At 68.7% G+C, this 25,923-nt stretch carries 25 protein-coding genes; 16 read left to right on the forward strand and 9 right to left on the reverse strand.

Annotated features, from left to right (window positions below; translation table 11 throughout):
* Positions 1–58 precede the first annotated feature (58 nt).
* The 3 genes from A5752_RS24060 to A5752_RS24070 are packed head-to-tail and all read right to left on the reverse strand — an operon-like array spanning position 59 to position 2,509.
* A complete protein-coding gene (locus tag A5752_RS24060) occupies positions 59–718 on the reverse strand; it encodes a cutinase family protein (RefSeq protein ID WP_067091165.1) in 660 nt (219 codons plus the stop codon).
* 27 nt (positions 719–745) lie between these two features.
* A complete protein-coding gene (locus A5752_RS24065) occupies positions 746–1,456 on the reverse strand; it encodes a cutinase family protein (RefSeq protein ID WP_067091168.1) in 711 nt (236 codons plus the stop codon).
* Positions 1,457–1,489: 33 nt separating this feature from the next.
* The gene (locus A5752_RS24070; protein WP_067091171.1) at positions 1,490–2,509 is read right to left on the reverse strand and encodes an EamA family transporter; all 1,020 of its coding nucleotides are present in this window, start codon (positions 2,507–2,509) and stop codon (positions 1,490–1,492) included.
* Positions 2,510–2,585: 76 nt separating this feature from the next.
* Between A5752_RS24070 and A5752_RS24075 the strand changes: the two genes are divergently transcribed.
* Both A5752_RS24075 and eccB read left to right on the forward strand, forming a co-directional pair.
* Positions 2,586–3,140 carry a CGNR zinc finger domain-containing protein gene (locus A5752_RS24075; RefSeq protein WP_067091173.1) on the forward strand — a complete coding sequence of 185 codons (555 nt, stop codon included), beginning with the start codon at positions 2,586–2,588 and terminating at the stop codon, positions 3,138–3,140.
* A gap of 44 nt (positions 3,141–3,184) precedes the next feature.
* Positions 3,185–4,561, forward strand: a complete 1,377-nt coding sequence (gene eccB / locus A5752_RS24080) for a type VII secretion protein EccB (protein WP_067091518.1) — start codon at positions 3,185–3,187, stop codon at positions 4,559–4,561.
* Here eccB and mycP read toward each other — a convergent pair.
* Positions 4,529–5,878, reverse strand: a complete 1,350-nt coding sequence (gene mycP / locus A5752_RS24085; protein ID WP_067091176.1) for a type VII secretion-associated serine protease mycosin — start codon at positions 5,876–5,878, stop codon at positions 4,529–4,531. The genes eccB and mycP overlap by 33 nt on opposite strands.
* The gene (locus A5752_RS28110) at positions 5,875–7,173 is read right to left on the reverse strand and encodes an EsaB/YukD family protein (RefSeq protein WP_067091179.1); all 1,299 of its coding nucleotides are present in this window, start codon (positions 7,171–7,173) and stop codon (positions 5,875–5,877) included. The genes mycP and A5752_RS28110 overlap by 4 nt, the downstream gene beginning before the upstream one ends.
* Positions 7,174–7,291: 118 nt before the next feature.
* On the opposite strand from A5752_RS28110, the gene eccCb reads away from it, so the two are divergent.
* From eccCb to A5752_RS24110, 4 genes are all read left to right on the forward strand, one after another.
* Entirely contained in the window at positions 7,292–10,942 is a 3,651-nt protein-coding gene (eccCb, locus tag A5752_RS24095; RefSeq protein ID WP_067091181.1) for a type VII secretion protein EccCb, read from the forward strand.
* Positions 10,939–12,054, forward strand: a complete 1,116-nt coding sequence (locus A5752_RS24100; RefSeq protein ID WP_067091184.1) for a type VII secretion-associated protein — start codon at positions 10,939–10,941, stop codon at positions 12,052–12,054. The genes eccCb and A5752_RS24100 overlap by 4 nt, the downstream gene beginning before the upstream one ends.
* Before the next feature lie 66 nt (positions 12,055–12,120).
* Positions 12,121–12,444 (forward strand): WXG100 family type VII secretion target, encoded by a 324-nt coding sequence (locus A5752_RS24105; protein ID WP_067091185.1) that lies wholly within the window; start codon positions 12,121–12,123, stop codon positions 12,442–12,444.
* Between the two features lie 9 nt (positions 12,445–12,453).
* Positions 12,454–12,750 (forward strand): WXG100 family type VII secretion target, encoded by a 297-nt coding sequence (locus A5752_RS24110; RefSeq protein WP_067091188.1) that lies wholly within the window; start codon positions 12,454–12,456, stop codon positions 12,748–12,750.
* Between the two features lie 102 nt (positions 12,751–12,852).
* On the opposite strand, the gene A5752_RS24115 is transcribed toward A5752_RS24110, so the two are convergent.
* On the reverse strand, positions 12,853–13,044 hold the full coding sequence (locus A5752_RS24115) for an excalibur calcium-binding domain-containing protein (protein ID WP_064413289.1): 192 nt from the start codon (positions 13,042–13,044) through the stop codon (positions 12,853–12,855).
* Between the two features lie 297 nt (positions 13,045–13,341).
* On the opposite strand from A5752_RS24115, the gene rplM reads away from it, so the two are divergent.
* The 8 genes from rplM (at position 13,342) to A5752_RS24155 (ending at position 20,074) form a co-directional block, all read left to right on the forward strand.
* A complete protein-coding gene (rplM, locus tag A5752_RS24120) occupies positions 13,342–13,785 on the forward strand; it encodes a 50S ribosomal protein L13 (protein WP_067091191.1) in 444 nt (147 codons plus the stop codon).
* 14 nt (positions 13,786–13,799) lie between these two features.
* Positions 13,800–14,258: a 30S ribosomal protein S9 gene (gene rpsI, locus A5752_RS24125; protein ID WP_082964039.1), complete on the forward strand. Its 459-nt coding sequence runs from the start codon at positions 13,800–13,802 to the stop codon at positions 14,256–14,258.
* Between the two features lie 237 nt (positions 14,259–14,495).
* Positions 14,496–14,915 carry a hypothetical protein gene (locus A5752_RS24130; protein ID WP_067091194.1) on the forward strand — a complete coding sequence of 140 codons (420 nt, stop codon included), beginning with the start codon at positions 14,496–14,498 and terminating at the stop codon, positions 14,913–14,915.
* A gap of 366 nt (positions 14,916–15,281) precedes the next feature.
* Positions 15,282–15,983: a hypothetical protein gene (locus A5752_RS27810; RefSeq protein ID WP_197500712.1), complete on the forward strand. Its 702-nt coding sequence runs from the start codon at positions 15,282–15,284 to the stop codon at positions 15,981–15,983.
* Between the two features lie 138 nt (positions 15,984–16,121).
* Complete coding sequence (glmM, locus tag A5752_RS24140) at positions 16,122–17,459, forward strand: phosphoglucosamine mutase (RefSeq protein WP_067091199.1); 1,338 nt, start codon at positions 16,122–16,124, stop codon at positions 17,457–17,459.
* A gap of 40 nt (positions 17,460–17,499) precedes the next feature.
* Positions 17,500–17,796, forward strand: coding sequence for a type VII secretion target (locus tag A5752_RS24145; RefSeq protein ID WP_067091201.1), 297 nt, complete (start codon positions 17,500–17,502; stop codon positions 17,794–17,796).
* Between the two features lies 1 nt (position 17,797).
* Positions 17,798–19,132 carry a hypothetical protein gene (locus tag A5752_RS24150; protein ID WP_067091204.1) on the forward strand — a complete coding sequence of 445 codons (1,335 nt, stop codon included), beginning with the start codon at positions 17,798–17,800 and terminating at the stop codon, positions 19,130–19,132.
* A gap of 384 nt (positions 19,133–19,516) precedes the next feature.
* On the forward strand, positions 19,517–20,074 hold the full coding sequence (locus A5752_RS24155; RefSeq protein ID WP_067091207.1) for a diacylglycerol-binding protein: 558 nt from the start codon (positions 19,517–19,519) through the stop codon (positions 20,072–20,074).
* Here A5752_RS24155 and A5752_RS24160 read toward each other — a convergent pair.
* The 3 genes from A5752_RS24160 to A5752_RS24170 all read right to left on the reverse strand — a co-directional run bounded on the left by A5752_RS24160 (position 20,071) and on the right by A5752_RS24170 (position 23,462).
* Positions 20,071–21,357, reverse strand: coding sequence for a DEAD/DEAH box helicase (locus A5752_RS24160; protein ID WP_067091210.1), 1,287 nt, complete (start codon positions 21,355–21,357; stop codon positions 20,071–20,073). The genes A5752_RS24155 and A5752_RS24160 overlap by 4 nt on opposite strands.
* A gap of 180 nt (positions 21,358–21,537) precedes the next feature.
* On the reverse strand, positions 21,538–22,578 hold the full coding sequence (locus A5752_RS24165; RefSeq protein ID WP_067091212.1) for an LLM class F420-dependent oxidoreductase: 1,041 nt from the start codon (positions 22,576–22,578) through the stop codon (positions 21,538–21,540).
* Between the two features lie 38 nt (positions 22,579–22,616).
* Entirely contained in the window at positions 22,617–23,462 is an 846-nt protein-coding gene (locus tag A5752_RS24170) for a dienelactone hydrolase family protein (protein WP_067091215.1), read from the reverse strand.
* Positions 23,463–23,517: 55 nt separating this feature from the next.
* On the opposite strand from A5752_RS24170, the gene glmS reads away from it, so the two are divergent.
* Together glmS and A5752_RS24180 are read left to right on the forward strand one after the other, a co-directional pair.
* Positions 23,518–25,386 (forward strand): glutamine--fructose-6-phosphate transaminase (isomerizing), encoded by a 1,869-nt coding sequence (gene glmS / locus A5752_RS24175; RefSeq protein ID WP_067091218.1) that lies wholly within the window; start codon positions 23,518–23,520, stop codon positions 25,384–25,386.
* Positions 25,386–25,919 carry an alpha/beta fold hydrolase gene (locus A5752_RS24180; RefSeq protein ID WP_067091220.1) on the forward strand — a complete coding sequence of 178 codons (534 nt, stop codon included), beginning with the start codon at positions 25,386–25,388 and terminating at the stop codon, positions 25,917–25,919. Before glmS ends, A5752_RS24180 begins: the two co-directional genes overlap by 1 nt.
* Positions 25,920–25,923: the final 4 nt, after the last annotated feature.

Raw genomic sequence — 25,923 nt, forward strand, 5'->3', positions numbered from 1 at the left:
CGATCTTATAGGACCTAATCAACGCGCAGGAAGGTAATCCGGCGCGCGTGCTGTGATGTCAGACCAGCCGCGCCACGAAATCCGCAGCCTGGTTCGCCATTCCGGCTCCGACGTAATCGCTGTGAGCGAACGGATTGCGGCCTCGGGAGCAGATCGGGTCGCCGTCGGTGCACAGGTCGATCGCGCGTCCCCCGAACAACGGAGCCGAGGTGATCGGGTTGTCGAACTTCGTGGCGGGGTTACCGAACACCGCCACCGCGGCGACGTTGGGTGCGACGTTCGGCGGCAGCACCGGCCCCAGGGCGCCGAGCCGGTTACCCAGCGGCGGCACCCCGGCGAGCATGTCGACGACCGCGGCGCCCTGCGAGAACCCGCCCAGCACGATGCGCGAGTCCGGGCACGACTGTGCGGTGTTGGAGATGAACGCCGCCGCGTCGGCGGCACCGTCTGCGGCCAGCGCGAAGTCGTAGGTGGCCGGATAGGCCACCCCGTATGCCGACAGGGTCCGGCCCCCGAGCTGAGGACGCAGGGCGTCGACCAACGCCTGGCCGACGCGACCGATACCCGGTGGTTCACCGGTGCCGCGGGCGAACACCACCGTGACGTCGGAGCAGCCCTGCGCCGAAACGGTCGCTGGCTGCAGCAGCGAGGGGATCAGGCCGATCGCCGCGATGACGGCTGCGGCGGCGAACCGACGATGAGGGCGCGCGAAATTCACGGGACGAGATGATATCGCCGCGCGGACTCAGACGAGTCCGGCGACAAAGTTCGCGGCCTCCTGAACCAGTCCGGCGGTGACGTAGTCGTTGTGCGCGAACGGGTTACGGCCGCGGGAGCAGATCGGGTCGCCGTCCTTGCACAGGTCTATCGCCCGGCCCGCGAACACCGACTTGGTGATCGGGTTGCTGAATTTGGCCGCCGGGTTGCCGAACACCGCGACGGCGGCCACGTTGGGCACCAGGCTGCCCGGCAACGGCGGAGCCGACCCGATCGAGCCGATCTTGTTGCCCAACGGCGGCACCCCCGCCAGCATGTCGACGACCGCCGCGCCCTGCGAGTAGCCGCCGAGCACGATGCGGGTGCTCGGGCACTGCTGCGAGAGCATCGCGACGCGGTTGGTGGCGTCAGTCGCGCCGTCGGCGGCGGCCAGGAAGTCGTAGGACGCGGGGTAGTTGACCGCGTAGGTGCTGATCGTGCTCCCGCTCTTCAGGCCCCGCAGTGCGTTGACGAACGCGGTGCCTGGAGTGCCGAGGCCCGGGGTGTCGTCGGTGCCGCGCGCGAAGATCACCTCGATGTCGCTGCACGACGACGAGGTTGCGCCGTACCCGGGGTAACCGGGGTCCACGGGGCCGGGCAGGGGACCTGGTTGGGCGGCCGCCAGCGGGGCCGCACCGCCGGCGAGCGCGCCGAGGACGGCCGCGGCCGCCAGTCGGGCCGTCACGCGCAGCAAAGTCACGCGGACATACTCACATACCGAGGGGTCCGGGGGCTAACAGTTCGCTCGGGCGGGCGTCTCCTCGAGCGGGCCCTCCGGCCAGCTCGCATTGGCAACCGCTTCAGAGCGGTCGCCGGCCCGGGCCAACGCCAGCCCGGCCAGGACGATGGCGCCACCGAACGCCTGGGTCGGGGAGATCGCCTCGCCGAGCAGGATCCACGCCGCCAGCACCGCGAACATGACCTCGGACAGGCCGACGAGCGACGCGAAGCGGGGCCGCAGCCGGGCGATGCCCATGATGCCCAGCGTGTAGGCGATCGCGGTGGCGACGATGCCCAGGGCGATGACCGGCACCGCCCACGACGTGGTGTACCCGGCGACGACAGTGTCGTTGGCGGTGAACGTCAGCGGCATCACTCCGGTCAGGCCGAGGAGGGTGACGGCGGCCGAACCGACGACCAGCCCGGCGGCGGACAGTGTGACGGGGTGGATCCCGTCATCACCGTCGGCAGTGAAGCCGACGTTGGCCGACATCACGAAGTACCCGGCGGCGCACAGGGCCGCCGCCAGGCCCCAGCCGACGCCGACGAGGTCGATGTGGGCGCCCGAGAACACGTCGAGCACCAGGGTGATCCCGGCGACCGCCAGCGCGACACCTGCCAGCGTCAACGTGGTCGGGCGGCGCCGGGTGGTGGCCCATACCCATGTCACGACGAGGACGGGCGCGGTGTACTCGAGCAGCAGCGCGACGCCGACCGAGAGGTGCGCGACGGCGTTGTAGTAGAACAGCTGGGCGCCGGCGATCGGCACCACCCCGTACGCCAGCACCGTGGTGGGGTGGCGCAGCGCCTCGCGGACCCATCCGCGCCTGACGACGGTCGCGAACAGCGCCATCACCAGCGCGCCACCCGCCAGCCGGGCGACGACCGCGGCGGTGGGGGTCCAGCCCGCCTCCATCAGCGCCTTCGCGAACGGCCCCGATGAGCCGAACGCGACCGCCGAACCCACCGCGAGGGCCAGCCCGAGTCGGAAGTGGTCGGCGGCTGGCCGCGCACCGGAACTCGTCACGGCCATGACCGCACCTCCGGGGATGTAATGAGTAAAATGAACTACGGTCCTGACACTAGCGAGGAGAGGCGTCATGAGTCAAATGCTTTTCAGTCATGACACCGAGCTCACCCTGCGGGCCGCGTGCGTCCTGATCAACAGCGACCGTGTCGACGGTGAGCGGATCGGGGACATGGCCTCGCTGAACGAGTACCTCGACAGCTTCGGCTGGACGGGCCGACGCGACTACGACGACGCCGAACTCGCGTCCGTCCACGGCCTGCGGGAGCGGCTCGGTCGGATCTGGGCGCTCGCCGACGACGAGGAAAGCACGGTGGATCAGGTCAACGCGTTGCTCAGCGACACGAACGCCTCGCCGTGGCTGACGCGGCATCCGGAGATGCCGGAGTGGCACCTGCACCTGGCATCGGTCGACGACCCGCTGTGGCAGCGCATGGGGGCCGAGATGGCGATGGCCCTGGCGGACCTCATCCGCATCGGCGAACTGCGCCGGCTCAAGATCTGCGCGGCATCCGACTGCGACGCGGTTCTGGTCGACCTGTCCCGCAATCGGTCGGGAAAGTTCTGCGACACCGGCAACTGCGGCAATCGCCAGCACGTGGCGGCGTATCGGGAGCGTCGAGCCCGAAAGCGGTGACGATCGGGACTCTTCGCGGCCCTTAGGCTTTCCGTGGGGGAGTGATGACGGGGCGATCGACCACCGGCGTGCAGATCAGCGCGCACCGGTTCCTGCTGCGGCGCTTGGAACACGCACTGGTTCGCGGCGATGTGCGGATGGTCGATGATCCCATGCGCGCACAGGCGCTTTCGCTGCTTACCGGCTCGATCCTTGCGGTCATCGGGCTCGGGGTCGCCGCCGTCCTGGCGTTCCTGCAGCCGCGAGGGGCACTCGGCGATGACCCGATCGTGATGGTGCGCGACAGCGGCGCCCTGTACGTGCGGGTCGACCGGACCCTGCACCCGGTGCCGAACCTCGCGTCGGCTCGGTTGATCGCCGGTTCGACCGCCAAGCCCCGGCTCGTCAGCGGCTCGGCCGTCGGGGCCGCCCCCAGGGGCGCGGCGCTCGGCATCCCGGGCGCTCCCGATGCGATCGGCTCGCCGCTGACCGGCGACGAATCGACATGGATGGTGTGCGAGGACGATTCGGGGTCATCGACCGTACTCATCGGGTCTGTGGGCGACACACGCGCCGCTGAGGGTGGCGTACTGGTCAGTTCGGCAGACGAGGCGCAAACGTACCTGCTCTTCGATGGTCGACGCGCGAAGGTCGACCTGCGCAGCCCGGCGGTCGTCCGTGCGCTCGCGCTCGACGGCGTTGTGCCGCGGCCGGTTACACGCGCATTGCTCGACACCGTGCCGGAGGTGCCCGAGATCAAGGCGCCCGCCATCCGCGACGCCGGTGCGCCCGCGCCGGCGCCGTTGCACCGGTTGCGGATCGGAGCCGTGATCCGGGTACCGCGTGCCGAGGCGTGGGAGCACTACGTGGTGCTGGGAGCGGGAGTGCAGCGGATCGGGATGGTGGCGGCCGACCTCATTCGATTCACTCAGCCTCAGCACGCGCACGAGATCGTCACCGTCGAGCCGGGCATCATCGGCACCGTCCCCGTCGTGGGAGAGTTGCCCGTAGGACACTTTCCCGATCGCGCGCATCCGATCGACGATCCGGTGGTGTGCGGACGGTGGTCCTGGTCGGCGAGCGCAAAGTCCGTCGTGACGGAGACGATTACCGTCGACGCGGTACCCGATGTGCCCGCGGTGCGGCTGGCCCAGGCCGACGACGACGGCACCGCGATCGACGGCTTTGCGATGAGCGGGGGCCGCAGCGCATATGTGCGGGCGGTGGGGGTGAGCGGTGACGGTGCACGCACCGGAACGCTGTTCATGGTCAACGATGCGGGTGCAGTCTTTGGCATCCGCGACGAGGAGACGGCTCGGCGTCTCGGGCTGACCGGCGACCCGGTGCCCGCACCGTGGCCGCTGCTGGCCCGGTTGCCGCGCGGGCCGGAGCTGAGTGTCGATGCCGCCTCAGTCGCGCGGGACGGATCCGGAGCGCCGTAACCGTCTGGACGACAACGTCATTACGATGACGGCCGTTGCGGCAGCCAGGCAGAGGGCTGCGCCGCGCACCGCGACGCTCGCCGCCTGTTCGTCGGTCGGCGACGGCCGGGGCAGCGATACCGTGGCCGGGTGCTCGGAGTGCGCGCCGGTTGGGCCGCCACCGGTCACCGCCGCGAGCACATCGACGACGCCATGGCCGACCTGGGGGTCCCACCCGGCGGCGGGGTGGTGGGCCGTGTCCTCGATGCGCCGCATGACCTCACGGGCCGTCAACTGCGGTGAGCGCGACCGCAGAAGTGCGACGACACCCGTGACCACGGGAGCGGCGTAACTGGTTCCCGCGAGCGGCTTCTCACCCGAAGCCGTCGGAGTCACGGCGACGAGACCGTCACCGTCACGATCCAGCGACACCACCCGCTCGCCGGGGGCGGCGACGTCGACCCAGGGACCCGCCAAGGTGAATGACGAAGGCGCGCCGTTCGGTCCGACCGATCCGACCGTCAGCACATGGTCGTCGTACCAGGCGGGGCTCACCACTGCGTTGACGTCGTCCCAGACCGGTCGACCCGGTTGCGTAGGGTTCTGGTGCTCACAATGTCCGGCGGCGCCCACATTGCCCGCCGCGGCCACCACGACGACGTTCTTCACGTCCACCGCGTAGGCCAGCGCGGCGCCCAGGGCGCCGTCATCGAGAGGCGTGCCGACAGGGACGCAGGCAACGGTCGAAATGTTGATCACGGTCGCGCCCATGTCCGCCGCGGTGCGCACCGCGCGCGCGAGCGTGTCGACGTCTCCGAAACCGGATGCCGGAGCGCCTTCTTCGCTGAACCTGGCGCTCGACTGCCGAATGCCGATGATCGCTGCGTCAGGTGCGATACCGCTGAAGGCGTCCGTCTCGGCGGAATCCGGTGTGGCGCCGACGATACCCGCGACGATCGTTCCGTGACCGTCGCAGTCCTCGGTGCCGTCGCCACTCGACACGTAGTCGCCGCCGGGCAGCAGGCGCGGCAGCAGGCGGTGGCGCGCCACACCGGTGTCGATCACTGCGACGGTCTGGCCGGCTCCGCGGGTGAGTGGCCACACCGACTGCAGATCTAGGTCGTCGAGTTGGCCGCCGACCTCCCCGGCGGGCGACGCTTTTCGAGAGACCGTGCACGCCTCCGTCTGCACGGTGGGTCGCGGGGGAACCGGCGACTGCGATGGAGGGAGCAGTGATTTGTCCACCGCCGGTGGGGTTATCGCCGTCGCCCTGGGGGTGCCCGTCAGCGGGGCCGAGGCGAACGCCACGGCGAGGACAACACGAAGTACGCGATTCACGCCAGGGCCAGGCCGCGGACAAGACCGAAGATGCCGGCGATCCAGCAGCCCAGCGGGATGACCGTCGCCAGCACCGCGTACTCGGCCAGTTCGACCGTGCGGCAGGCGACCAGACCGGGCGCGATCCGGAGTAACGGGATCAGGAAACCGGTGCCCGCGGCAACGACCAGGGCGCCGAGCCAGTGGGCATGACCCGGCATGGCCACCACCAGGACAGCGAATCCTGCTGCGAGCGATCCGAATCCGCATATGCCCAGCGCGGTACGACGAGACGTTCCGATGTGCGTACGAGTGCGCAGGAGAAGCGCTGCACCGACGACGCCGTCGAACGTCGCAGCCGGGATGGAGAGCTCCCGCGCGGCCAACGCGCCGTAGCCGACGAACACGGTGCCGATGACCACGGCGGTCGATGCCCCGGCGAGCATCCCGGTCAGCAGGTCATGCGCGCGGGCGGCATGGCGCTCGTCCGGCGGCTCGGAGCCGCCGCGGGTGAGCTTGATGGCCAGCCTTGGCGACGAACCAACAGTCACCAGCGCGATCGTCGCAAACAACGCGCCCGAGTCGAGACCGTCGAGACGCCACGCAACCGACGCGGCCGAAACCGCGGTGCACAGCAGCGATGCGGTGGCGATCGCGGTGAGCGGGATATGACCGCGACCCGTGAAGCGCAGGCACACGACGGCGGCGGTCAGCGCCGCAGCCGACGCCAGCAGCAGATGCGCATGGAGCGCTCCGTCGGGCACCACGACCGCACCCGTCACCGCCGCCGATAGTGCGGTCAGCACGCTGAAGGCGGTGCACACCAACGGTTCCGGGACGGTGCGGCGCGCCACCAGCGCGGCGGTCATCATCACCCCGGTCAGTGCGGTGCCGGCGAGAACGGAACCCCCGCTTCCCGCGGTCAGGAGCGCGATACCGCCGAGTCCGGCCGCGACCACGCTGCCTCCGACACACAGCATCCCCGGGGCGCCGTCGTTCGTCGGTCGCAGCCTGGCCACGGTGCCGCCGGCATCCCGATCGACGAAGACCGGCTCCGGAATGGTCTCCGTGCTGAGCCACAGCAGCTCGCCGTCACGAATGTTGTTGTCCGGAAGTGTCAGCGATTCATCCAGTGACGATCCGTCGACTCGGCGAAGTCGCCAGCGCACAGCGGGATCGCGCGGACCGGCACGGGTCAGGTCGATGATCGACGGGAGCATGTCGCCGACACAGGCCCGGGCCGGAAGCGTCAGATCGACGGTCGTCGCGCCGACGTCGTCGACATGAACGCTGACCCGGCAGCGTGAATCAGGCATCGCATCCCCCCTTGTGACGCCGCGTCGTCACCGTAACGCGTCCGGCGGTGCCCGCGCTGCACGTCCTTTCCGGGCTGTGGATGGAACCAAATCCCCTCCGTCCGCGTCCGAGTCATCGATGGACTTGCCCACTGAAACACGCGGTGTCGTCGTGAAACCTCCACCGGCGCTGCCGAAGGCGTCGTCAACCAATCCCGTCGCGCGCCTGTTGCCGCTGGCCATGCTCGTCGCGACCGTCGGCATGACGGCCCTGTACTTCACGTCGGGGGCCACGGCCGGGCGGGCGCCGATGTTCATGTTCTTCCCCGTCATGATGGTCATGTCGGTCCTCGGCACAGTGGTGTACGGCGCCAGGGGTGGGGCGGAACGATCCGCTGAGATCGACCGAAATCGGCGAAGCTACCTGCGTTATCTCGATGAGCTCGACGGCGAGATCGTCGCGAGGGCGGTTGACCAACGCCGGGAACAGCTTTCGCGCCACCCGGCGCCGGAGTCGCTGTGGGCGTCGGTGGGCGGTCGGCTCTGGGACCCACGACGACCCGACGACGCGGACTTCTGTTGCGCCCGGGTAGGAGTCGGCGAGCAACCGTTGCGCGCACCGTTGTCGGAGCCCGATCTCGGCGGCGTCGACGAGCAGGACCCGGTGACGGTGTCCGCGGTGCGCACGCTGATCCGGCAGCGCTCGATCCTCGGCGATATGCCGATTGCGATGCCGTTGCTCCGGCATCCAGTGATCGCGGTGGACGGTGATGTCGAGCGTGCGCGGGGATTGGTGCGGGCGATGGTGTGCCAACTCGCGGCACATCACGCGAGCGATTCCATAGCGGTCGCGGCCGTCACCGACCGTGGAACGCGCCACTTGTGGGAGTGGCTCAAATGGCTTCCCCAGTACCGGTCTTCGCCGCACCCGTCGGCCCAGCAGCACCTCGTGGTCGTCGTCGACGGTCACGGACGCTCATCGGCGACCGGCGGTGTCACGGTCCTCGAAGTCGGAACCGGCTCGGGTGACGACGTGCTGCGGATGCATCTCGACGCCGAGAAGTTGACCGTCGGCGGCGGTCTCGGATGCACGCCGGACTTCATGACGTTGGCGCAGGCGACGGTTTGTGCGCGCCGGTTGGCCGGTCACCGACTCGACGACGCTCCGGTCCGCGGCGGCTGGCTCGACCTGATGCACATCGAGCGACCCACCGAGCTTGTCGCGGAGACACTCTGGGCGCAGACACGTCAGGTGCGGGCCGTACCCATCGGCGTCACCGACGACGGATCACCTATCTCGATCGACATCAACGAGGCCGCCCACAACGGCATCGGCCCGCACGGGCTGTGTGTCGGCGCCACCGGATCCGGCAAGTCCGAACTGTTGCGCACACTGGTTCTGGGCATGATCGCGATGCATCCGCCTGATGTGCTCAACCTCGTCCTCGTCGACTTCAAAGGCGGCGCGACGTTCCTCGGCATGGAAGGGGCGCGGCATGTGGCCGCCGTGATCACGAACTTGGCGGGGGAAGCGCACCTCGTCGCGAGGATGAGCGACGCGCTCGCCGGTGAGGTCCACCGCAGGCAGGAACTGCTCCGTGCGGCGGGCAATTTCGCCAACACCACCGACTACGCCAACGCTCGTGCGAGCGGCAGCGCGCTGCCGCCCCTGCCCGCGCTGTTCGTCGTCGTCGACGAGTTCTCCGAGCTGCTCAGCCAACATCCCGACTTCGCCGAACTGTTCGTCGCGATCGGCAGGCTGGGCCGATCACTGGGCATCCACCTGTTGCTCGCCAGTCAACGGCTCGACGAGGGGCGGCTCCGCGGCCTGGACACCCACTTGTCGTACCGGATCTGCCTCAAGACTTTCTCCGCGAGCGAATCCCGTGCCGTGCTCGGCGTCGCCGACGCGCACACGCTTCCGGGGGCCCCGGGCGCGGCGCTGCTGAAGACGGCCGCCGGTGACCTGACCCGGTTCCAGACGGCGTTCGTCTCCGGCCCGTGCCGCCAATCGCGTTCGGATGACCGGGAACCGATGATCTTCTCCGCCACGTCCGAACCGGTTCCTGACCATCACGACGCGGCGCAGACCCGAACCGTGTTCGACGTGGTGTTGGAACGGCTCGCCGGTCGAGGGGCGGCGGCGCACCCGGTATGGTTGCCGCCGCTGGCCGCGCCTCCGACGCTCGACCTCATCACGCCGCCCGGCGGCCGACCCGCGCTCAGCGCCGCCATTGGGCTGGTGGACGATCCCTTCCACCAGCGCCGCGATCTGCTCATCGCGCAAATGGCTTCCGGACACGTTGCCGTCGTCGGTGCGCCCCAGTCGGGTAAGTCGACGGCTCTGCGAACACTGATGCTGTCCCTCGCACAGGCGCACGCCCCCGGAGAGATCGCGCTGTACTGCCTGGACTTCGGCGGCGGTGCATTGGCCGGACTCGCCCGGCTCCCGCACGTCGGGGCTGTGTCGGGCCACGCAGACATCGATCTGTGCCGGCGCACCGTCGCGGTGGCCGAAGCGTTGATCCGGTCGAGGGAAAACCTCTTTCGCGCAACGGGAATCGAGTCGATGGCCGACTACCGCGCACTGCGCGCCGCACACGATCCGGCCGTGGCCGACGACCCCTACGGCGATGTGATTCTCGTCGTGGACGGCTGGAGTCAGCTACGCCGGCATCTCGAGCCGCTGGAGGCGTCGATCACCGCGATCGCCACACAGGGACTCGCGTTCGGCGTGCATGTGGTCATCACCGCATCGCGATGGGCCGAACTGCGGCCGGCGCTGAGGGACCAGATCGCGACGCGCATCGAACTCCGACTCGGCGATCCGGCCGAGTCCGAGATGGATCGCCGCCGGGCCCGCACGCTGATCGATTGTCCGCCGGGGAGGGGGATCACCGCCGACGGTCGGGAGATGGCGATCGCGCTGCCGCGCTGGGACGGTGTGGCCGCAGCCGAAGGGCTGGGGGAGGCGGTGGCGGCGACCGTCGAGCGATGCAGGAAGCGGTGGACCGGACGGCACGCCCCCCGCATCGAGCTGCTTCCGACACTGGTGGATCACGCCGAACGAGTCGCGACCTGCTCGGCACAGTGCAGGCAGCGGATCGTGCTCGGTCTCCATGAGAGTGACTTGCGCCCGGTGAGCATCGATTTCACCGAGCATTCACATCTGCTGGTACTCGGGGAGGGCTCTTGCGGCAAGACGTCGCTGCTGCGACTGCTGTGTCACGAGATCGTCCGAATCCGCACCGTCGAGCAGGCGCGGCTGGAGATCGTGGACTTCCGTCGCTCGCTGCTCGGCGTCGTCGAATCCGGGCACCTCGCCGGATATGCGGCATCGCCCGCGGCGTTGGCCACACGTATGCCCAAACTGCTTGCGACGCTGGAAGCCCGGATGCCGGGCGAGGACGTGACGCAGCAGCAGTTGCGTGACCGGTCGTGGTGGTCTGGGCCCGAGATCTTCCTCGTGGTCGACGATTACGACCTGGTGGCCGCCGCGACCGGCAACCCGCTGGCCCCGCTGGCCGACCTCCTGCCGCACTCCGCCGACCTCGGCCTGCACGTCATCATCGCCCGCCGGTCCGGAGGCGCGGCGCGGGCGATGTTCGATCCACTTCTCTCGCGGATGCGGGAGATCGGATGCCTCGGCGTGATGATGAGCGCGAGCCCGGACGACGGTGTACTGCTGGGGTCGGTTCGGCCGTCGGCGCAGCCACCGGGGCGCGGCACGCTGATCACCCGGGGTGACGGCGAGCGACTCATTCAGATCGGTTGGGTGGAGCCGCCATGAGCCGTGTCGTCGTCGAGGTGGGACCGGCCACTGTCCGCAGTCCGAATCCGGCCGACGCCGAACTGGTCTCAGCGGCGCTCGATGCGATCGACGACGAACTCGTGCTGGTCGGCGAGCGCGCCGTATCCGTGCCGGAACTCTGGACCGAGCTGATGCGGGTCGCGGTGGGTGACGCCGACACCGTCGTCCTCGTCTGCCCGACGTGGTGGTCGAGCGCTCGGATCGACCGCGTCCGCCACGCGACGGCGGCACCGGACGTCGAGGTGATCGGTCGAACCGCGCTGCTCCAGGGGCGCACGCGAGCCACCGTCGTGGAAATCGCCCCGGAGTTGATCGTTGTCACCCGTCCCGGCGAACGGGCCGTCGTCATCGCGAACGTCGGTCAGGGGGTGGTCGAGCAGGTGGTGGCAGCGGCGGCTTCGGCGGGCCCAGTGTTGATCGACGGGCCCGGTGGACCGTTGACCAACGACATCTTCACTCGGTTGCGGCACAACGGAATCGAGGCGCGACTCGTCGAGGTTCGCGCCATCGATCAGGCACCGCCGACACCGGACCACACGGTCGCCGTCTCCGACGCGAACCGACCGCGGCGGACGGCCGTGGTGGTCGGTGTCGTCGCGTCGACGGTCGCGGTGTGCGGTGCTTTCGGGTTGCGCGCTGGTGGTGACCGAGCGCCGGACATTGCGTCAACCGTGTTGGCGGAGGGGCGAGTTCAGGTGGTGGTGCCGGCAGGGTGGCCGGTGGAGCACATCACGGCCGGGCCGGGTTCGGCTCGGGTGCAGATCACTTCACCGTCAGACGACGTCGCACTGCACCTGACCCAGTCGCTGGGCCCACCCGAGGCGGACCTCACGCAGACCGCCGCCTCGCTGCGCAACGCGCTGTCCGACGAACCCGGCGATGTCTTCGTCGACTTCAAGCCGGTCGACTCTCGGGCGGGCAGAACCGCCGTGACCTATCGCGAACTGCGCCCCGACCATCACGTCGCGTGGACGGTTCTCGCCGACGCCGGTGTCCGCATCGCCATCGGATGTCAGACCGCACCGGGGGACGAGGAGAGGGTCCGCGACGTATGCGATCAGGCGATCAGGTCCGCGCACGCAATCACCTGAAAATCGGGTGGAACCGGACCGCCGCCCGGTGCGTCGTATCAGTCAGAGTCCAAAGAAAGGATCCCCATGACGGCACCGCAAGGCGGTTCGCTCAACACCGATTTCGACATGATGGCAGCGGTCGCCGATCAGACCGACACGCGCAACGACGAGATCCGAGCCATGCTGCAGTCGTTCATCGCTCGGATGAGCGCCGTGCCGCCCTCGGTATGGGGCGGCGTCGCGGCGGCACGCTTCCGCGACGTCGTCGACCGGTGGAATGCCGAATCCCTGAAACTGCATGCCTCATTGCAACGCATCGCCGAGACCATCCGGCTCAACGAACAGACGCTGCGGGAAGCCAACGAAAGCCACTCGCAGCGCATCGGCGCGGTGGCCAATCACCTGTAAGGAGCGGTCATGGAAAACGTGTTGTCGTACAACTTCGACGAAATCGAGTACACCGTCCGTCAGGAGATTCACGCCACCTCGGCGAGGCTGAACAACGCGCTCGAGGAGTTGCGTGCGCAGATCGCGCCGCTGCAAGAGGTGTGGACCCGCCAGGCGGCTGATGCGTACCGCATCGAACAGGCCCGATGGGAGCAGGCGGCCGGAGCGCTGAACGAGATCCTGTTCAGCCTCGGCAACGCTGTCCGCGACGGCGCCGACGATGTGGCCGCGACCGACCGCAGCGCCGCAGGCGCGTGGGGTTTCTGACGCCGAGAGGTTTGTGCGGTTCGACTGGAGGGGAGCCGGGCGACCACACGGTACGCGCCACCGTGGTCGAGGAGAGCGGCCACGGTGGCGCATCACCGTCGACTACTCGCAGGCGATGCCGTCGCCGTCGCGGTCCAGGTGCGGGGCGTAGCCGTCCTCGCCCTGCATGATCGGCGCCACGCCGGCCTCGCGGGCGGCGGAGCAGTTTTTGTAGTAGGTGTCCGCGGATGCGGTGGCGGCCCCGGCGGCGGTTGCCGCGACGACGAATGCGGCAACGATCAAGCCACGAATCATTTTCACTCCATTGAGATCTTGGACAATCGGATGTGAGACGGCCGGTTTGCTGTCCCCCCGGCGACGACGCTAGGGCGACGGGAACGAAAAGGAATCGGGGATTTCCCTATCGTTGGAGCAGCGAGGGCCGATGCGCGTTTTGACCTGCGACGACGCGTCCAGGTAAGCTGCCTCGTTGGCGTGCGGTAAGCACGGGTTCTCGGGTCAACGTCGGTCGCCGAGATCAGCCCCACCGAATACGCCTGACCGGCACCCGGGTCACCGGGACTCGAAACCCGATAGAGGAGAGGTAGCGCTGTGCCTACGTACACGCCGAAGGCGGGTGACACCACGCGTTCGTGGTACGTCATCGACGCCACCGACGTGGTGCTCGGCCGGCTCGCCGTTGCAGCAGCCACTTTGCTGCGCGGCAAGCACAAGCCGACATACACGCCGAATGTCGACGGTGGTGACTTCGTCATCATCATCAACGCCGAGAAAATCGCCATCGCCGGAAACAAGGCGGACCGCACGTTCTTCTACCGCCACTCGGGTTATCCCGGTGGTCTGCGCAAGCGCTCGCTCGCTCAGGAGATGGAGAAGCACGCCGACCGGGTCGTCGAGCGCGCGATCCTGGGCATGATTCCCCACACCAAACTCGGCCGCCAGGTCAAGAAGAAGCTGCGCGTCTATGTCGGGCCGGACCATCCGCACACCGCCCAGCAGCCGATTCCGTACGAGATCAAGCAGGTGGCCCAGTGACTCAGCCAGTTGAGATGACCGACGACAACACTGATGCCGTGACCGAGGCCGCCGCTGAGGCGACCCCACGCGAGCCCGTCTTCATCGACCGCCCGATCCAGACCGTCGGCCGGCGCAAGGAGGCGGTCGTTCGGGTGCGTCTGGTTCCCGGAACGGGCCAGTTCAACCTGGACGGGCGCAGCCTCGAGGACTACTTCCCGAACAAGGTTCACCAGCAGCTCATCAAGGCCCCGCTGGTCACCGTCGACCGGGTGGACAGCTTCGACATCTACGCCCACCTCGACGGTGGCGGACCGTCCGGCCAGGCCGGTGCGCTGCGTCTGGCGATCGCCAGGGCGCTGATCCTGGTGCAGCCGGAGGACCGGCCCGCGCTGAAGAAGGCCGGCTTCCTGACCCGCGACCCGCGGGCCATCGAGCGCAAGAAGTACGGCCTCAAGAAGGCCCGCAAGGCGCCTCAGTACAGCAAGCGCTGATCAAGCCGCGAAACCGCCGGGTGTGCACCGCACGCCCGGCGGTTTTGCATTCAAGAAGCGCTGCGGGCTATCTCACAATTCGGCCGAATCCGGTTTCGCTTGCCCTCCCGTAGTAAATGCACCGGGGTTGGAGGCGGCGGCGCTGCACGCGCGGCAGACCGCAACTGCCACCGATACGACCCAGTCGCCCCTCGTGGGTGACCGGATCGTCGCCTCCGGACTGAAAAGGAGTGATGGATGCAGAACGCGAAGAAGTTGACCGCAGGCGCCGTGTTGGGCGGATCGCTGCTCTTCACCGCTGGCATGGGTATGGCCATGGCGCAGCCGGACACGGCTAACGACAGCCGAGTCAACGTCTCGTTCGGTAACGCCGGTGTCCTCGAGGACGTCGACGTGACCGCCGCGGCGCAGATCGCCGCCGATGTGTGCCACACCGACGTGAACTCGGTCAACGCATTGGCGCAGGCCGCCGACACCGAGGGCACCGATCAGACGGTGTGCACGAACACCCTCGGCACGGTCGCGATCCAGCAGAACGGACCGGGTCACTCCGAGAATGCACCGGGTCAGGACCGCCAGCGTGAGGCAACGCCGACAACCGAGTCGCCGACGACCTCGCCGACGGCTGCCCCGACCGCCGAGAACGGCGGCAGCTAAGAGCGCAACCTCACCGCCCGCATCCGCCCGGATGCGGGCGGTGAGTCGTTTCCAGGGGCTCGGTGGCGTCAACGGTATTGAAAAAAACTTTTGCTGGCCGGTGAACTTTTGTGTGATCAGCTAACTGCGCTGGGGCTTGGGGCGACGCGCTTGATGTTGATTGCATAGCTAATTAGGCAGCATCGACAAACTTACGCAGACGAAAATTTTATCGGCAAATGCCGTTTCGACTCCGCCGGCAAGAGGAACCACCTGCGCGGGAGCACGGATGCTGCGCGCAGGGCGGTCCATTGCCGCCACCGGCGTGACGTCAGGAGCAGTCGGGGGGCCGGGTCGCTGCTTCCTGAAAATATGAATGGAGTGATCATGAAAATTTTCATGACACGTTTGCTCACCGTCTTGGTGAGTGCCGCAATGTTGGTTCTGGTGGGGGGTGTCACCGGCATCGGAACGTCGGCAGCGCAGCCGCCGGGCGTGGGCAAGAAGAACGTTGTCCAGGTGCAGGGAACCGGCCCGGATGGGGTCAAGTTCAACGGGCAGTTCGTGGCCACGGCCGCCAAGGAAGTGACCCAACAGTCCGGACCGGCCACAGCCGATGCCACCGGCGCGACCTCGTCGAACACCGGCATCGCGTTGACCGGTCAGCTGACCGGCAAGCTGGTTTCGCCCGGGCAACCGCAACAGGGGAATCAACCTGGCGATCGGGGTGCCGCCCAAGATGTGAACATCTCGGATTTCTCGATGCCCGTCAACGAGATCTCCGCGCCCGGCGGAGAGGCTGCGCCGTCATCGGCGACGACCGGAAGCGGTCAGGACGACCAGGTCCGCTTCGCGAGCCAGCAGGCCGTCTGCGACGTCCTGAACCTGGTGCTGGGGCCGCTGCATCTGGAGTTGCTCGGCCTCATCGTTGACCTCAACCAGGTCGTTCTCAACATCACCGCCGATCCGGGTGGCGGTCTGCTCGGTTCGCTGCTGTGCTCGCTGGCCGGTGGACTTCCCGTGCCCCCGAATCCGCTGCAGCCGATCATCGATCTGCTGAACCAGATTCTCGGCATTCTCGGAGGCTGACCGTCAAACCGATGGCTCACCGCCCGTATCGCCCCGGATGCGGGCGGTGAGTCGCGTCTGGATACCGATTCGGCGACGGCACGGCCCCCGACACGCGCGGTTGGCTCTCCGGCCGCCATCTGTGAGAAGTTTGTCGGCATGGCTCGACTGTTCGGCACCGACGGGGTGCGCGGCGTCGCCAACCAGGATCTGACCGCTGAGCTGGCGTTGGCCCTCGCTTCCGCCGCGGCGCGCCGGTTGGCGACGGCCGGCGGACACGCCAGGCGCGTGGCCGTCGTCGGCCGCGACCCGCGGGCCAGCGGGGAGATGCTCGAGGCCGCCGTCATCGCCGGACTGGCCAGCGAAGGCGTCGACGCCCTCCGCGTCGGGATCCTGCCCACCCCGGCCGTCGCCTATCTGACCAGCGCTTACGACGCCGATTTCGGCGTCATGATCAGCGCCTCCCATAATCCGATGCCCGACAACGGCATCAAGATCTTCGGGCCCGGTGGCCACAAGCTCGACGACGCCACCGAGGACCGGATCGAGGAGCTGGTCAGCCAGGGCCCCGGCGAGCGCCCCACGGGTGCGCGGATCGGTCGGGTAGTCGACGCCGACGACGCTCTGGACCGCTATCTGCGGCATGTCAGCAAGGCCGTCACCACCAGGCTCGACGAGCTGACCGTCGTCGTCGACTGCGCCAACGGCGCCGCGTCGGCCGCCGCGCCGCAGGCCTACCGCGCCGCGGGCGCCAATGTCATCACCATCAACGCCCAGCCTGACGGGCTCAACATCAACGAACGCTGCGGCTCGACGCATATGGAGAGCCTGCGGTCCGCGGTCGTGTCGTACGGAGCCGATCTGGGCATCGCGCACGACGGCGATGCGGACCGATGCCTGGCCGTCGACGCGCACGGTCGCGTGATCGACGGTGACGCGATCATGGTGATCCTCGCCCTGGCCATGCAGGAGAGCGGCGAACTGTCGTCGAACACCCTGGTGACGACGGTGATGAGCAACCTCGGCCTGCATCTGGCCATGCGCGCGGCCGGCGTCGAGGTCTGCACCACCAGCGTCGGGGACCGCTACGTCCTCGAGGAGTTGCGCGCCGGCGGGTTCGCGCTCGGCGGTGAACAGTCGGGTCACATCGTCATGCCCGCGTTGGGCACGACGGGCGACGGCATCGTCACCGGTCTGCGGTTGATGTCGCGGATGGCGCAGACCCGTTCCCCGCTGGCGGTCCTGGCCGAGCCGATGCGGACGCTGCCCCAGGTCCTGATCAACGTTCAGGTGGCCGACAAGACGACGGTTGCCGATGCGCCGTCGGTCCGCACCGCGGTGGCCGAGGTCGAGGCCGAACTCGGCGATACCGGCCGAATTCTGTTGCGGCCCTCGGGAACCGAGCAAGTCGTGCGCGTGATGGTGGAAGCGGCCGACGAGGACACCGCGCGCCAACTCGCGGTACGAGTTGCCGAGCAGGTCAGCGCGCAACGCTGAGCGTGGAACCGGCCGCCGTCGCCGCGCGTCCAACTCCTATATGGACGCATCACGTGTCGACGCCGCCGCGCTGCTGAGCGTGTCGAGGCAGTACCAGAGCGCAGCCGACATCGTCGATGCCGCCGTGCGAACACACCTGAGCGGCTTGGCGTTCGGCGGGGCCGGTGCGGGTCGTTCGTATGTCGCACACGGCGACGCGGTGCGTTCGGCGGTCGAGGACGTCGTGAACCAATTACGGGCGTGGTCACGCGCGTCGGCCGAGATCGCCTCCGCGCTGCGGGTCTCCGTCGAGCGTTACACCGAGGCCGACGCCCACGCCGCGGGACGGTTGGGGTGACATGACTGAGAGCTTCGACACCACAGCGCGTTTGGCCGACGGGGCACCCGGTGTCGCCGAGCTCGAGCAGTACGTCCTCGCGTGCCAGTGCCTCGGCTACCGACATCCGGACCTGACAGCGCACCCCGGCCAGCTGCGCGACTGGTACGCCGCCGAGGACGGTCTGGATCTGGGTGCTCTCGAGACCGATTGTGCGGCAATGCAATCGGTGGCGAGCGCGGCAGAGGATGCGCTCGCACGTCACGAAGGTCAGCTGGATACGCTGTCGACCGCATGGCAGGGGGCGGGGGCTAGCGCATCCCGCGAGTTCTTGCGCCGCCACGGGCAGGCAGCGACCGTCGCCGCGACGGCGGTCCGGACCGCCGCGTCCGCACTGGCGGAGCTGCGCGAGCGCCTGTGGACCGCGGTGGACGACAAGGTCGCGAAGGTGACGGCCATCGGCGACGGCGTGCAAGCCCGGCGCGCCGACTGGTTGGCGGCGGCGCAGACCGTCACCATTGGGGCCGGCGATCGGGCGGTGGCCAGTGAGTTGGTGGATCACGAGGTGAAACAGTTCGTGGACACCGTGGTCGGCGGTGACTGGCTTGCGGCGATGCGGGCGGCCTCCGATGCGATCGAGGCGGCCTACGAGGCGGTGGTGGCGCAGCTCGCGCCGGAGACGGGCGCGGTGTTCGACGTCCCCGGCCAGCTCGGCCCGGCCGACACCACGCCCCCACCGCCTGCGACGGGCATGGCGCCCGCTCCCGTCACGCCTGCCGGATGGGCCGCGCCCGCTGCTGTGTCACCGGCGCCGCCGGCGCTGCCCGCGACGCCACCACCGCTGCCCGCGACGCCGCCGCCGCTGCCCGGGACGCCGCCGCCACCGACCGAGCCGCCCGCCGCCTCTCAGTTGCCCTCGCTCGGCGGGGGAGTGCCCGACCTCGGCGGTGCGTTCTCGGGTGTCGGACAGCAACTCAGTGATCTGCTCGGCGGGCTCCTGGGCGAGGGCGCGCTGGACGCCGAACTCGACCATCCGGCGCAGTCAGATATCGAGGAGCTGGCCGAGGACAACGCCGAGGACGCCGAGGAAGAAGAGAAAGACAAGGAAGAAGAGAAAGACGAGGAGGACGGGGCGGAACCCGAGGAGCCGAAGGTCGAGGAGCCCGTGTGCGCCGCTGTGCCCGCGGAGGCGGCCGAGGCACCGGTCGAGGAACCGCCCGCGGCGACGGTGCCGCCCGAACCACCGGTGCCCGAACCGCCCGCGCCGCCGGAACCATTGGCCGTGCCGGCTGAGCCGCCGACCGCTGGGACGCCGTGCGAGATCGCTGCCGACGAGCTACCGCAGGTCGGCGAATGACCTCGCTCAGGTGCGCTGGTCGGGGCCGTTCACCAGCAGGCGGACGCACTCGGCGGCGATCAACCGGCTGCGATGGTTCGTACCGCAGTGATCGCACCAGAAGTGGCCGTGTTCGAGACGCTTCAGACTTCGGGACGTCGCGGGGCTTCGCGCGCAACGCTCTGAGCTGATGAGCGGTGGGTAGGTTGTCGTGACCATTGCCGCACCCCCTTCAGGAGTGAACCCCGGGTACCCCGGATTGCCTGATGATACTCAATGTGAGATCACAGTTCGGGGACCGAAACGGTGACAATCACGTGTTGGCACAACGGAATACCGGCTCGAAAGTTTGCTGCGTCCCGCAACTTTCAACCCCCGAGAGGTTTGCGCGGTAGCGTCCCTTTGATGAAGCTGCGGCTGCGAGACGTGCTGTTCTTCTTAGCCCTGGGCGCGGCGGCGTCGCTCGTCGGCGACCACAGCCACGTCGTCACCGGCACCACCGAGTACTTCACCGATGCGGTGCCGTTCGTATGGAGCAGCCCGATCTGGTTTCCGGTGCTGGTTGCATTGGCGACGGTGTCGCTCGCCGAACTCCGGCTTCACCTACCGTCGCCGCGCGCCGACGTGACAGCGCGACAAGGTCTGGCCGGCGTGGCGGCGGTGCTGGGCATATACGTCACGACCGGGCTGATCCACACCGCACCCGCCGTGCCGGCCACCGCGCTGATCGTCACGCTCGCGGCCATCACCTGGTGTGCACTGGGCGACGGGCCGGCGGTCGTGTGCGGCGTGCTGGCCGCGGTCATCGGGCCCGTCGTCGAGATCGTCATCGCGAAGGCGGGCCTGTTCGCGTACCACGAAGCCTGCGACGGCCTCTTCGGCGTCGCACCGTGGCTGGTGCCGCTGTACTTCGCTTTCGGCGTGGTGGTCGCGTTGCTGGCCGAGATCGTGGCCAGGCGTTAGGCGTTCGCCGGACGACGCGAACGCTGCGGGCGCCGCCGCCGCTGCTGCCGGCCCCTGGGGGACGATGGCTGGTGCGGCCGTGTGGGCTCGGGACGGCTGGCGACGATCGGGTCGCCGAAAGTCCGATCGCCGGGTGCGATTTCGTTGAGCACCGGATGCGACGAGCCGCTGAAACGGGTGATGGTCGGTTTGACGCCGGCCTTGCGGGTCAGCTGCCGCACATCGGACACCTGCTCGTCGAGCATCAGCGTCACCACGGTGCCGTCGGCCCCGGCGCGTGCCGTTCGGCCCGAGCGGTGCAGGTAGGCCTTGTGCTCGACGGGCGGGTCCGCGTGCACCACGAGGCTGACGTGGTCGACGTGGATGCCGCGCGCGGCGATGTCGGTGGCGACCAGCACGGTCGCCGAACCGTCGGAGAACGCGGCGAGGTTGCGGGTCCGCGCGTTCTGCGACAGGTTGCCGTGCAACTCGACCGCGGGGACGCCGCGCGAGTTCAGCTGCCGGGCAAGGTTTTTGGCGCCGTGCTTGGTGCGCGCGAAGACGATCGTCCGGCCCGGCGAAGCGGCAAGGTCGGCGAGCACGCCCAAACGGGACGCCTTGTCGACGTGAAGCACGTGGTGCTCCATCGCGGTGACCGGCGACTGCTCCGAATCGACGCTGTGCACAACGGGATTGTTCAGGTAGCGCTTCACCAGCACGTCGACGCCGCCGTCGAGGGTGGCCGAAAACAGCATCCGCTGTCCGTTGCGAGGGGTCTTGTCCAGCAGTCGCTTCACTGGCGGGAGGAAGCCGAGGTCGGCCATGTGGTCGGCCTCGTCCAGCACGGTGATCTCGACTGCCGACAGGTCGGCATGGCGGGACTTGACGTGATCTTCGAGCCGGCCCGGGCAGGCGATCACGATGTCGACGCCCTGGCGCAGAGCCGCGATCTGAGGATTGGGTCCGACGCCGCCGATGATCGTCACCGAGCGCAGGTTGGTGGCCGCCGCCAGCGGCGCCAACGACGCGCTGATCTGAGCGGCCAGTTCACGGGTCGGCGCGAGGATGAGCGCCCGCGGACGGCCGGGGACCCGCTTCGACGGGCTCGCAGTGAGCCTCGTCACCACCGGCAGCAGAAACGCGTACGTCTTCCCGGATCCGGTGCGACCGCGGCCGAGAACGTCGCGACCTGCCACCGAGTCGGGCAGCGTCGCGGCCTGAATGGGGAAGGGCGAATCGATGCCGTTGGCAGCCAGAGTGTCGACGACGGTCTTCGGGAGGCCGAGGTCAGCGAACGTGGGCACGGTTGTGCCACAGGGGGATTGCACAGACAAGTAAAAACTCCGAAAGTTCAGTGTGGTCGTCCTGCCCGGCGCGGATGATCCGCGGCGCTCGGTGTGACGATCGAGAAGCGGCAAAAGGCAGAACAGAAGATGCCGCTTCACCCACTGTACCCCGGCGAGCGGCGTTCGGCGTAATCGGGCCTATGGCAGCAGGCCGTGCAGTTCCTCGACGAATCCGACGATTTCGCGACGGTCGACCGAAAGTGGTTGCAGCAGAAGCGTCGTCGCACCGGCTTCGGCGAAAGCCGCCAACCGCTCCTTGACGAACCCGCGCGGCCCGACCAGCGAGACGTTGCGCACCAAGTCATCCGGCACCGCCGCGATCGCTTCGGCTTTCTTGCCCGCCAAGTAGAGGTCCTGGATGGTGTTCGCGACATCGCCGTACCCGTAGCGGGTGGCCAGGTTGTGGTAGAAGTTGCGGCCCCGCGCGCCCATACCCCCGATGTACAGCGCCAACTGCGGCTTGACCCACGACAACCGGTCGTCGACATCCTCGCCGATGGCCAGGGGCGCGCTGACCATGACGTCGAGCGGACCCAACGACGGATCGCGCTTGGCGAAGCCGGCCCGCAGCGCCTCGCCCCACACCGCGTCGGCCTGCTCGGGATAGAAGAACACCGGCTGCCACCCGTCGGCGATCTCGGCGGTGAGTTCGACGTTCTTCGGACCCAGTGCCGCGATAGTGACCGGGATGCGGTCGCGCACAGGGTGATTGATCAACTGCAACGGCTTGCCCAGGCCGGTGCCCTGATCGCTGGGTAGCGGGATCTGATAGTGCTTGCCGTCGAACTGCACGCGTTCGCGACGCCAGACCTGCCTGCATATCTCGACGACCTCACGGGTGCGTCCCAGCGGGGCGTCGAACGGCACGCCGTGGAAGCCCTCCATCACCTGAGGCCCGGACGTGCCGATGCCGAGCCGGAAGCGGCCGCCCGAGACGTAGTCGAGGCCCGCCGCCGTCATGGCCAACAACGTCGGCGTGCGGACGTAGATCGGCACGACTCCGGTGCCGAGTTCCATGCGCGAGGTCTTGGCGGCCAGAAAGCCGAGCTGGCTGATCGCGTCATAGGAGTACGCCTCGGCGACCAGGGCGAGGTCGACGCCGACCTTCTCGAGCTCGACGACCTGATCCACCGCCTGCAGGAAGCCATCGGTGTAGTTGAGGAAGATCCCGGTGCGCATCATCGAGTTATACACCCAACCGGTTGGTTGGCACGGGGTCAGGGCTTCAGCAGCGCGACGACCTTGTTCTCGAGGTCCACCGGATCCTCGGAGAACGGATCGACGTTCGGGGCCTTCGGCAGGGGAAGGTCGGGGTCGGCGAAGTCGCGGTAGGTCTTGTCGCCGGTCAGTGTGTGCAGCAGAAACCCGGTGATCAGCGCACGAACCACCTTCTGGGTGCTGCGGTCGGCGCCCGGCAGGCCCACGGCGCGCGCCAGCCGGCGGCCCTCGATCAGCCCACCCGGCTTCGCCTTGCTGACCGTGCGCAGGGTGGCCGTCTTCCAGGTCCTGGCCAGCTCGACCGCATTGGACCGTAGCGTCATCGGGTCGCCCGGCCCGCTGAGCACCAGACCGGGCACCTGCAGGCTCGCCGCGGGCTCCTCGGCGGGCGGTGCGGTGACTGTGGGGAATATCGCAACGACGGATTTCGGCTTGGTGGGCAGCCCCGCCGCGGCGAAGACCGCCGCCGACCCGCCGAACCCGTGCCCGACCACCCCGAGCTTGCTGCGCTGCACGCTGATCTCGCCAGGGCCCAGCCGCACCCCGGTGATGATGTCGAGCGTTGTGCCCAGGTCATAGGCGAAGTTGAGTGCCGACGGGGCCAGTCCGGTTTCGGTCGCCGGCGCCGCAGCGACGATGCCCCACGAGGCCAGGTGCTCCAGCGTGCCGTGGTAGCGGTCGGCGCCGGCAAGCCAGTCGTGACCGAAGGCGACGCCCGGCAGGTTGAGTCCGGCCTCGGGGGTGAACACCACACCGGGAAGCCCGGCGAAGGCCAGGTCACCTCGTAAAACGCGGTGCGGGCCGCGGCGAGTCAGGGCCTTGAACAGCTTCTTCGTGCTGGCCACCAGACGACCGTAGCCCACAGGGTTTCCGGCGGCTCTTGCACTACCCTGAATGCCTATGTGCGGAATCGTCGGCTATGTCGGGCAGCGTCCTGCCTGCAACATCGTCGTCGATGCGCTGCGCCGGATGGAGTACCGCGGATACGACTCGTCGGGCGTCGCCCTGCTCGACGGCCACGGCGGGCTCACGGTGCGACGCCGGGCCGGTCGGCTGGCCAACCTCGAAGCCGCGCTGACCGAGACCGACGCGTCCAGCCTCGGCGGCAGCACGGGCCTCGGCCACACCCGGTGGGCGACGCACGGCAGGCCCACCGACCGCAACGCCCACCCGCACCGCGACGCCGCAGGCAAGATCGCCGTCGTCCACAACGGGATCATCGAGAACTACGCCGCCCTGCGGGCCGAACTCGAGAAGACCGGCGTGGAGTTCGCCAGCGACACCGACACCGAGGTCGCGGTGCACCTGGTCGCCTGGCAGTTCCACCACGGCCCCACCGCGGGCGATTTCCCCGCCTCGGTGCTCGCGGTGCTGCGCCGCCTCGAGGGACATTTCACTCTGGTGTTCGCCAACGCCGACGACCCGGGCACGATCGTCGCGGCGCGGCGCTCCACGCCGTTGGTGCTCGGCGTGGGCGACGGTGAGATGTTCGTGGGTTCCGATGTCGCCGCGTTCATCGAACACACCCGTGACGCCGTCGAGCTCGGCCAGGACCAGGCGGTGGTGGTGACCGCCGACGGATACCGCATCACCGACTTCGACGGCGTGGACGACGGCGCGAACGCCCGGGCGTTCCACATCGACTGGGACATGTCGGCGGCCGAAAAGGGCGGCTACGAGTACTTCATGCTCAAGGAGATCGCCGAGCAGCCCGCCGCGGTGTCCGACACGTTGCTGGGCCACTTCGCCGACAACCGCATCGTGCTCGACGAGCAGCGGCTCTCCGATCAGGAACTGCGCGAGGTCGACAAGGTCTTCGTCGTGGCCTGCGGCACCGCGTACCACTCGGGGCTGCTGGCCAAGTACGCGATCGAGCATTGGACCCGGTTGCCCGTCGAGGCCGAACTCGCCAGCGAATTCCGTTACCGCGACCCCGTTCTGGACAGTCACACCCTGGTGGTGGCGATCTCGCAATCCGGTGAGACCGCCGACACATTGGAGGCCGTCCGGCACGCTAAGGAGCAGAAGGCCAAGGTGCTGGCCATCTGCAACACCAACGGCAGCCAGATTCCGCGCGAATGCGATGCGGTGCTCTACACCCGCGCCGGGCCCGAGATCGGCGTGGCGTCGACCAAGACGTTCCTCGCTCAGATCGCCGCGAATTATCTTGTCGGGCTTGCCCTGGCGCAGGCGCGCGGCACGAAATACCCCGACGAGGTCGAGCGCGAGTACCGCGAGCTGGAGGCCATGCCCGACCTGGTCAGCCGCGTGCTGGAGACCGTCGAACCGGTCAAGGCGCTGGCCCACCGCTTCGCGCAGTCGCAGACCGTGCTGTTCCTCGGCAGGCATGTCGGCTACCCGGTCGCGCTCGAAGGTGCCCTCAAGCTCAAGGAGCTGGCGTACATGCACGCCGAGGGCTTCGCCGCCGGCGAGCTCAAACACGGCCCGATCGCGCTCATCGAAGACGAGCTCCCGGTCATCGTCGTGATGCCGTCGCCGAAGAACTCGCCGATGCTGCATGCCAAGCTGCTGTCGAACATCCGCGAGATCCAGGCGCGTGGCGCGGTCACCATCGTGATCGCCGAGGAGGGCGACGACACCGTCCGCCCGTACGCCGACCACCTGATCGAGATCCCCGCGGTGTCAACGCTTTTCCAGCCGCTGCTGTCGACCATCCCGCTGCAGGTGTTCGCTGCGGGCGTCGCACAGGCTCGGGGTTACGACGTCGACAAGCCCCGCAACCTGGCCAAGTCCGTCACCGTCGAGTAGTGCCGGGCCGCGTCGGGGACTTCAAGAACGAACGGGCTCGCGCCCACTTCCTCGGCGTATACCGGGCCGCGATGGCAGAGCTGCCGCCGGTCGCCGAATCCCGTGACGTGGCAACCTCGTTCGGTTCGGTGCGGGTGCATCGGTTCGGCGGGCCGCCCGACCGGACGCCGGTCATCCTGCTGCCCGGACGCAACGCGTCCGCCCCGATGTGGCACGACAACATCGCGCACCTTCAACGACACCGGCCCGTGATCGGGATCGACCTGCTGGGCGAGGCGGGCCTGTCGGTGCAGGAGAAACCCATCCGCGGACCCGACGACGAGGCGCAGTGGCTCGACGAGGCGGTTGCCGGGCTGGGATGCAACCGGGTGCACCTGATGGGAGTGTCGATCGGCGGGTGGACGTTGAGGTGTGGCCCGCCGCCTCGCATGCGATCAATGGCGAGTACGCGGCCGAGATCGCCGAACGGGCAGCGGATTTCTGGGCGAAGGCAGACGGCCCAAACTGAGCCCCGCCGAGCGGTTTGCTACTAACGTG

The sequence above is a fragment of the Mycobacterium sp. 852002-51961_SCH5331710 genome, assembly GCF_001665535.1.
In the GTDB taxonomy this organism is placed as follows: Bacteria; Actinomycetota; Actinomycetes; order Mycobacteriales; family Mycobacteriaceae; genus Mycobacterium.

Excerpts from the sequence above, each read along its gene's own strand:
- A5752_RS24115 (WP_064413289.1), bottom strand. The coding sequence starts at position 13,044 with ATGATTCGTGGCTTGATCGTTGCCGCATTCGTCGTCGCGGCAACCGCC.
- A5752_RS24150 (WP_067091204.1), top strand. The coding sequence starts at position 17,798 with ATGACTGAGAGCTTCGACACCACAGCGCGTTTGGCCGACGGGGCACCC.
- A5752_RS24075 (WP_067091173.1), top strand. The coding sequence starts at position 2,586 with ATGCTTTTCAGTCATGACACCGAGCTCACCCTGCGGGCCGCGTGCGTC.
- rpsI (WP_082964039.1), top strand. The coding sequence starts at position 13,800 with ATGACCGACGACAACACTGATGCCGTGACCGAGGCCGCCGCTGAGGCG.
- A5752_RS28110 (WP_067091179.1), bottom strand. The coding sequence starts at position 7,173 with ATGCCTGATTCACGCTGCCGGGTCAGCGTTCATGTCGACGACGTCGGC.
- A5752_RS24105 (WP_067091185.1), top strand. The coding sequence starts at position 12,121 with ATGACGGCACCGCAAGGCGGTTCGCTCAACACCGATTTCGACATGATG.
- A5752_RS24100 (WP_067091184.1), top strand. The coding sequence starts at position 10,939 with ATGAGCCGTGTCGTCGTCGAGGTGGGACCGGCCACTGTCCGCAGTCCG.
- eccCb (WP_067091181.1), top strand. The coding sequence starts at position 7,292 with ATGGACTTGCCCACTGAAACACGCGGTGTCGTCGTGAAACCTCCACCG.
- glmM (WP_067091199.1), top strand. The coding sequence starts at position 16,122 with ATGGCTCGACTGTTCGGCACCGACGGGGTGCGCGGCGTCGCCAACCAG.
- eccB (WP_067091518.1), top strand. The coding sequence starts at position 3,185 with ATGACGGGGCGATCGACCACCGGCGTGCAGATCAGCGCGCACCGGTTC.
- glmS (WP_067091218.1), top strand. The coding sequence starts at position 23,518 with ATGTGCGGAATCGTCGGCTATGTCGGGCAGCGTCCTGCCTGCAACATC.
- A5752_RS24110 (WP_067091188.1), top strand. The coding sequence starts at position 12,454 with ATGGAAAACGTGTTGTCGTACAACTTCGACGAAATCGAGTACACCGTC.
- A5752_RS24155 (WP_067091207.1), top strand. The coding sequence starts at position 19,517 with ATGAAGCTGCGGCTGCGAGACGTGCTGTTCTTCTTAGCCCTGGGCGCG.
- A5752_RS24130 (WP_067091194.1), top strand. The coding sequence starts at position 14,496 with ATGCAGAACGCGAAGAAGTTGACCGCAGGCGCCGTGTTGGGCGGATCG.
- A5752_RS24070 (WP_067091171.1), bottom strand. The coding sequence starts at position 2,509 with ATGGCCGTGACGAGTTCCGGTGCGCGGCCAGCCGCCGACCACTTCCGA.
- A5752_RS24165 (WP_067091212.1), bottom strand. The coding sequence starts at position 22,578 with ATGCGCACCGGGATCTTCCTCAACTACACCGATGGCTTCCTGCAGGCG.
- A5752_RS27810 (WP_197500712.1), top strand. The coding sequence starts at position 15,282 with ATGAAAATTTTCATGACACGTTTGCTCACCGTCTTGGTGAGTGCCGCA.
- A5752_RS24145 (WP_067091201.1), top strand. The coding sequence starts at position 17,500 with ATGGACGCATCACGTGTCGACGCCGCCGCGCTGCTGAGCGTGTCGAGG.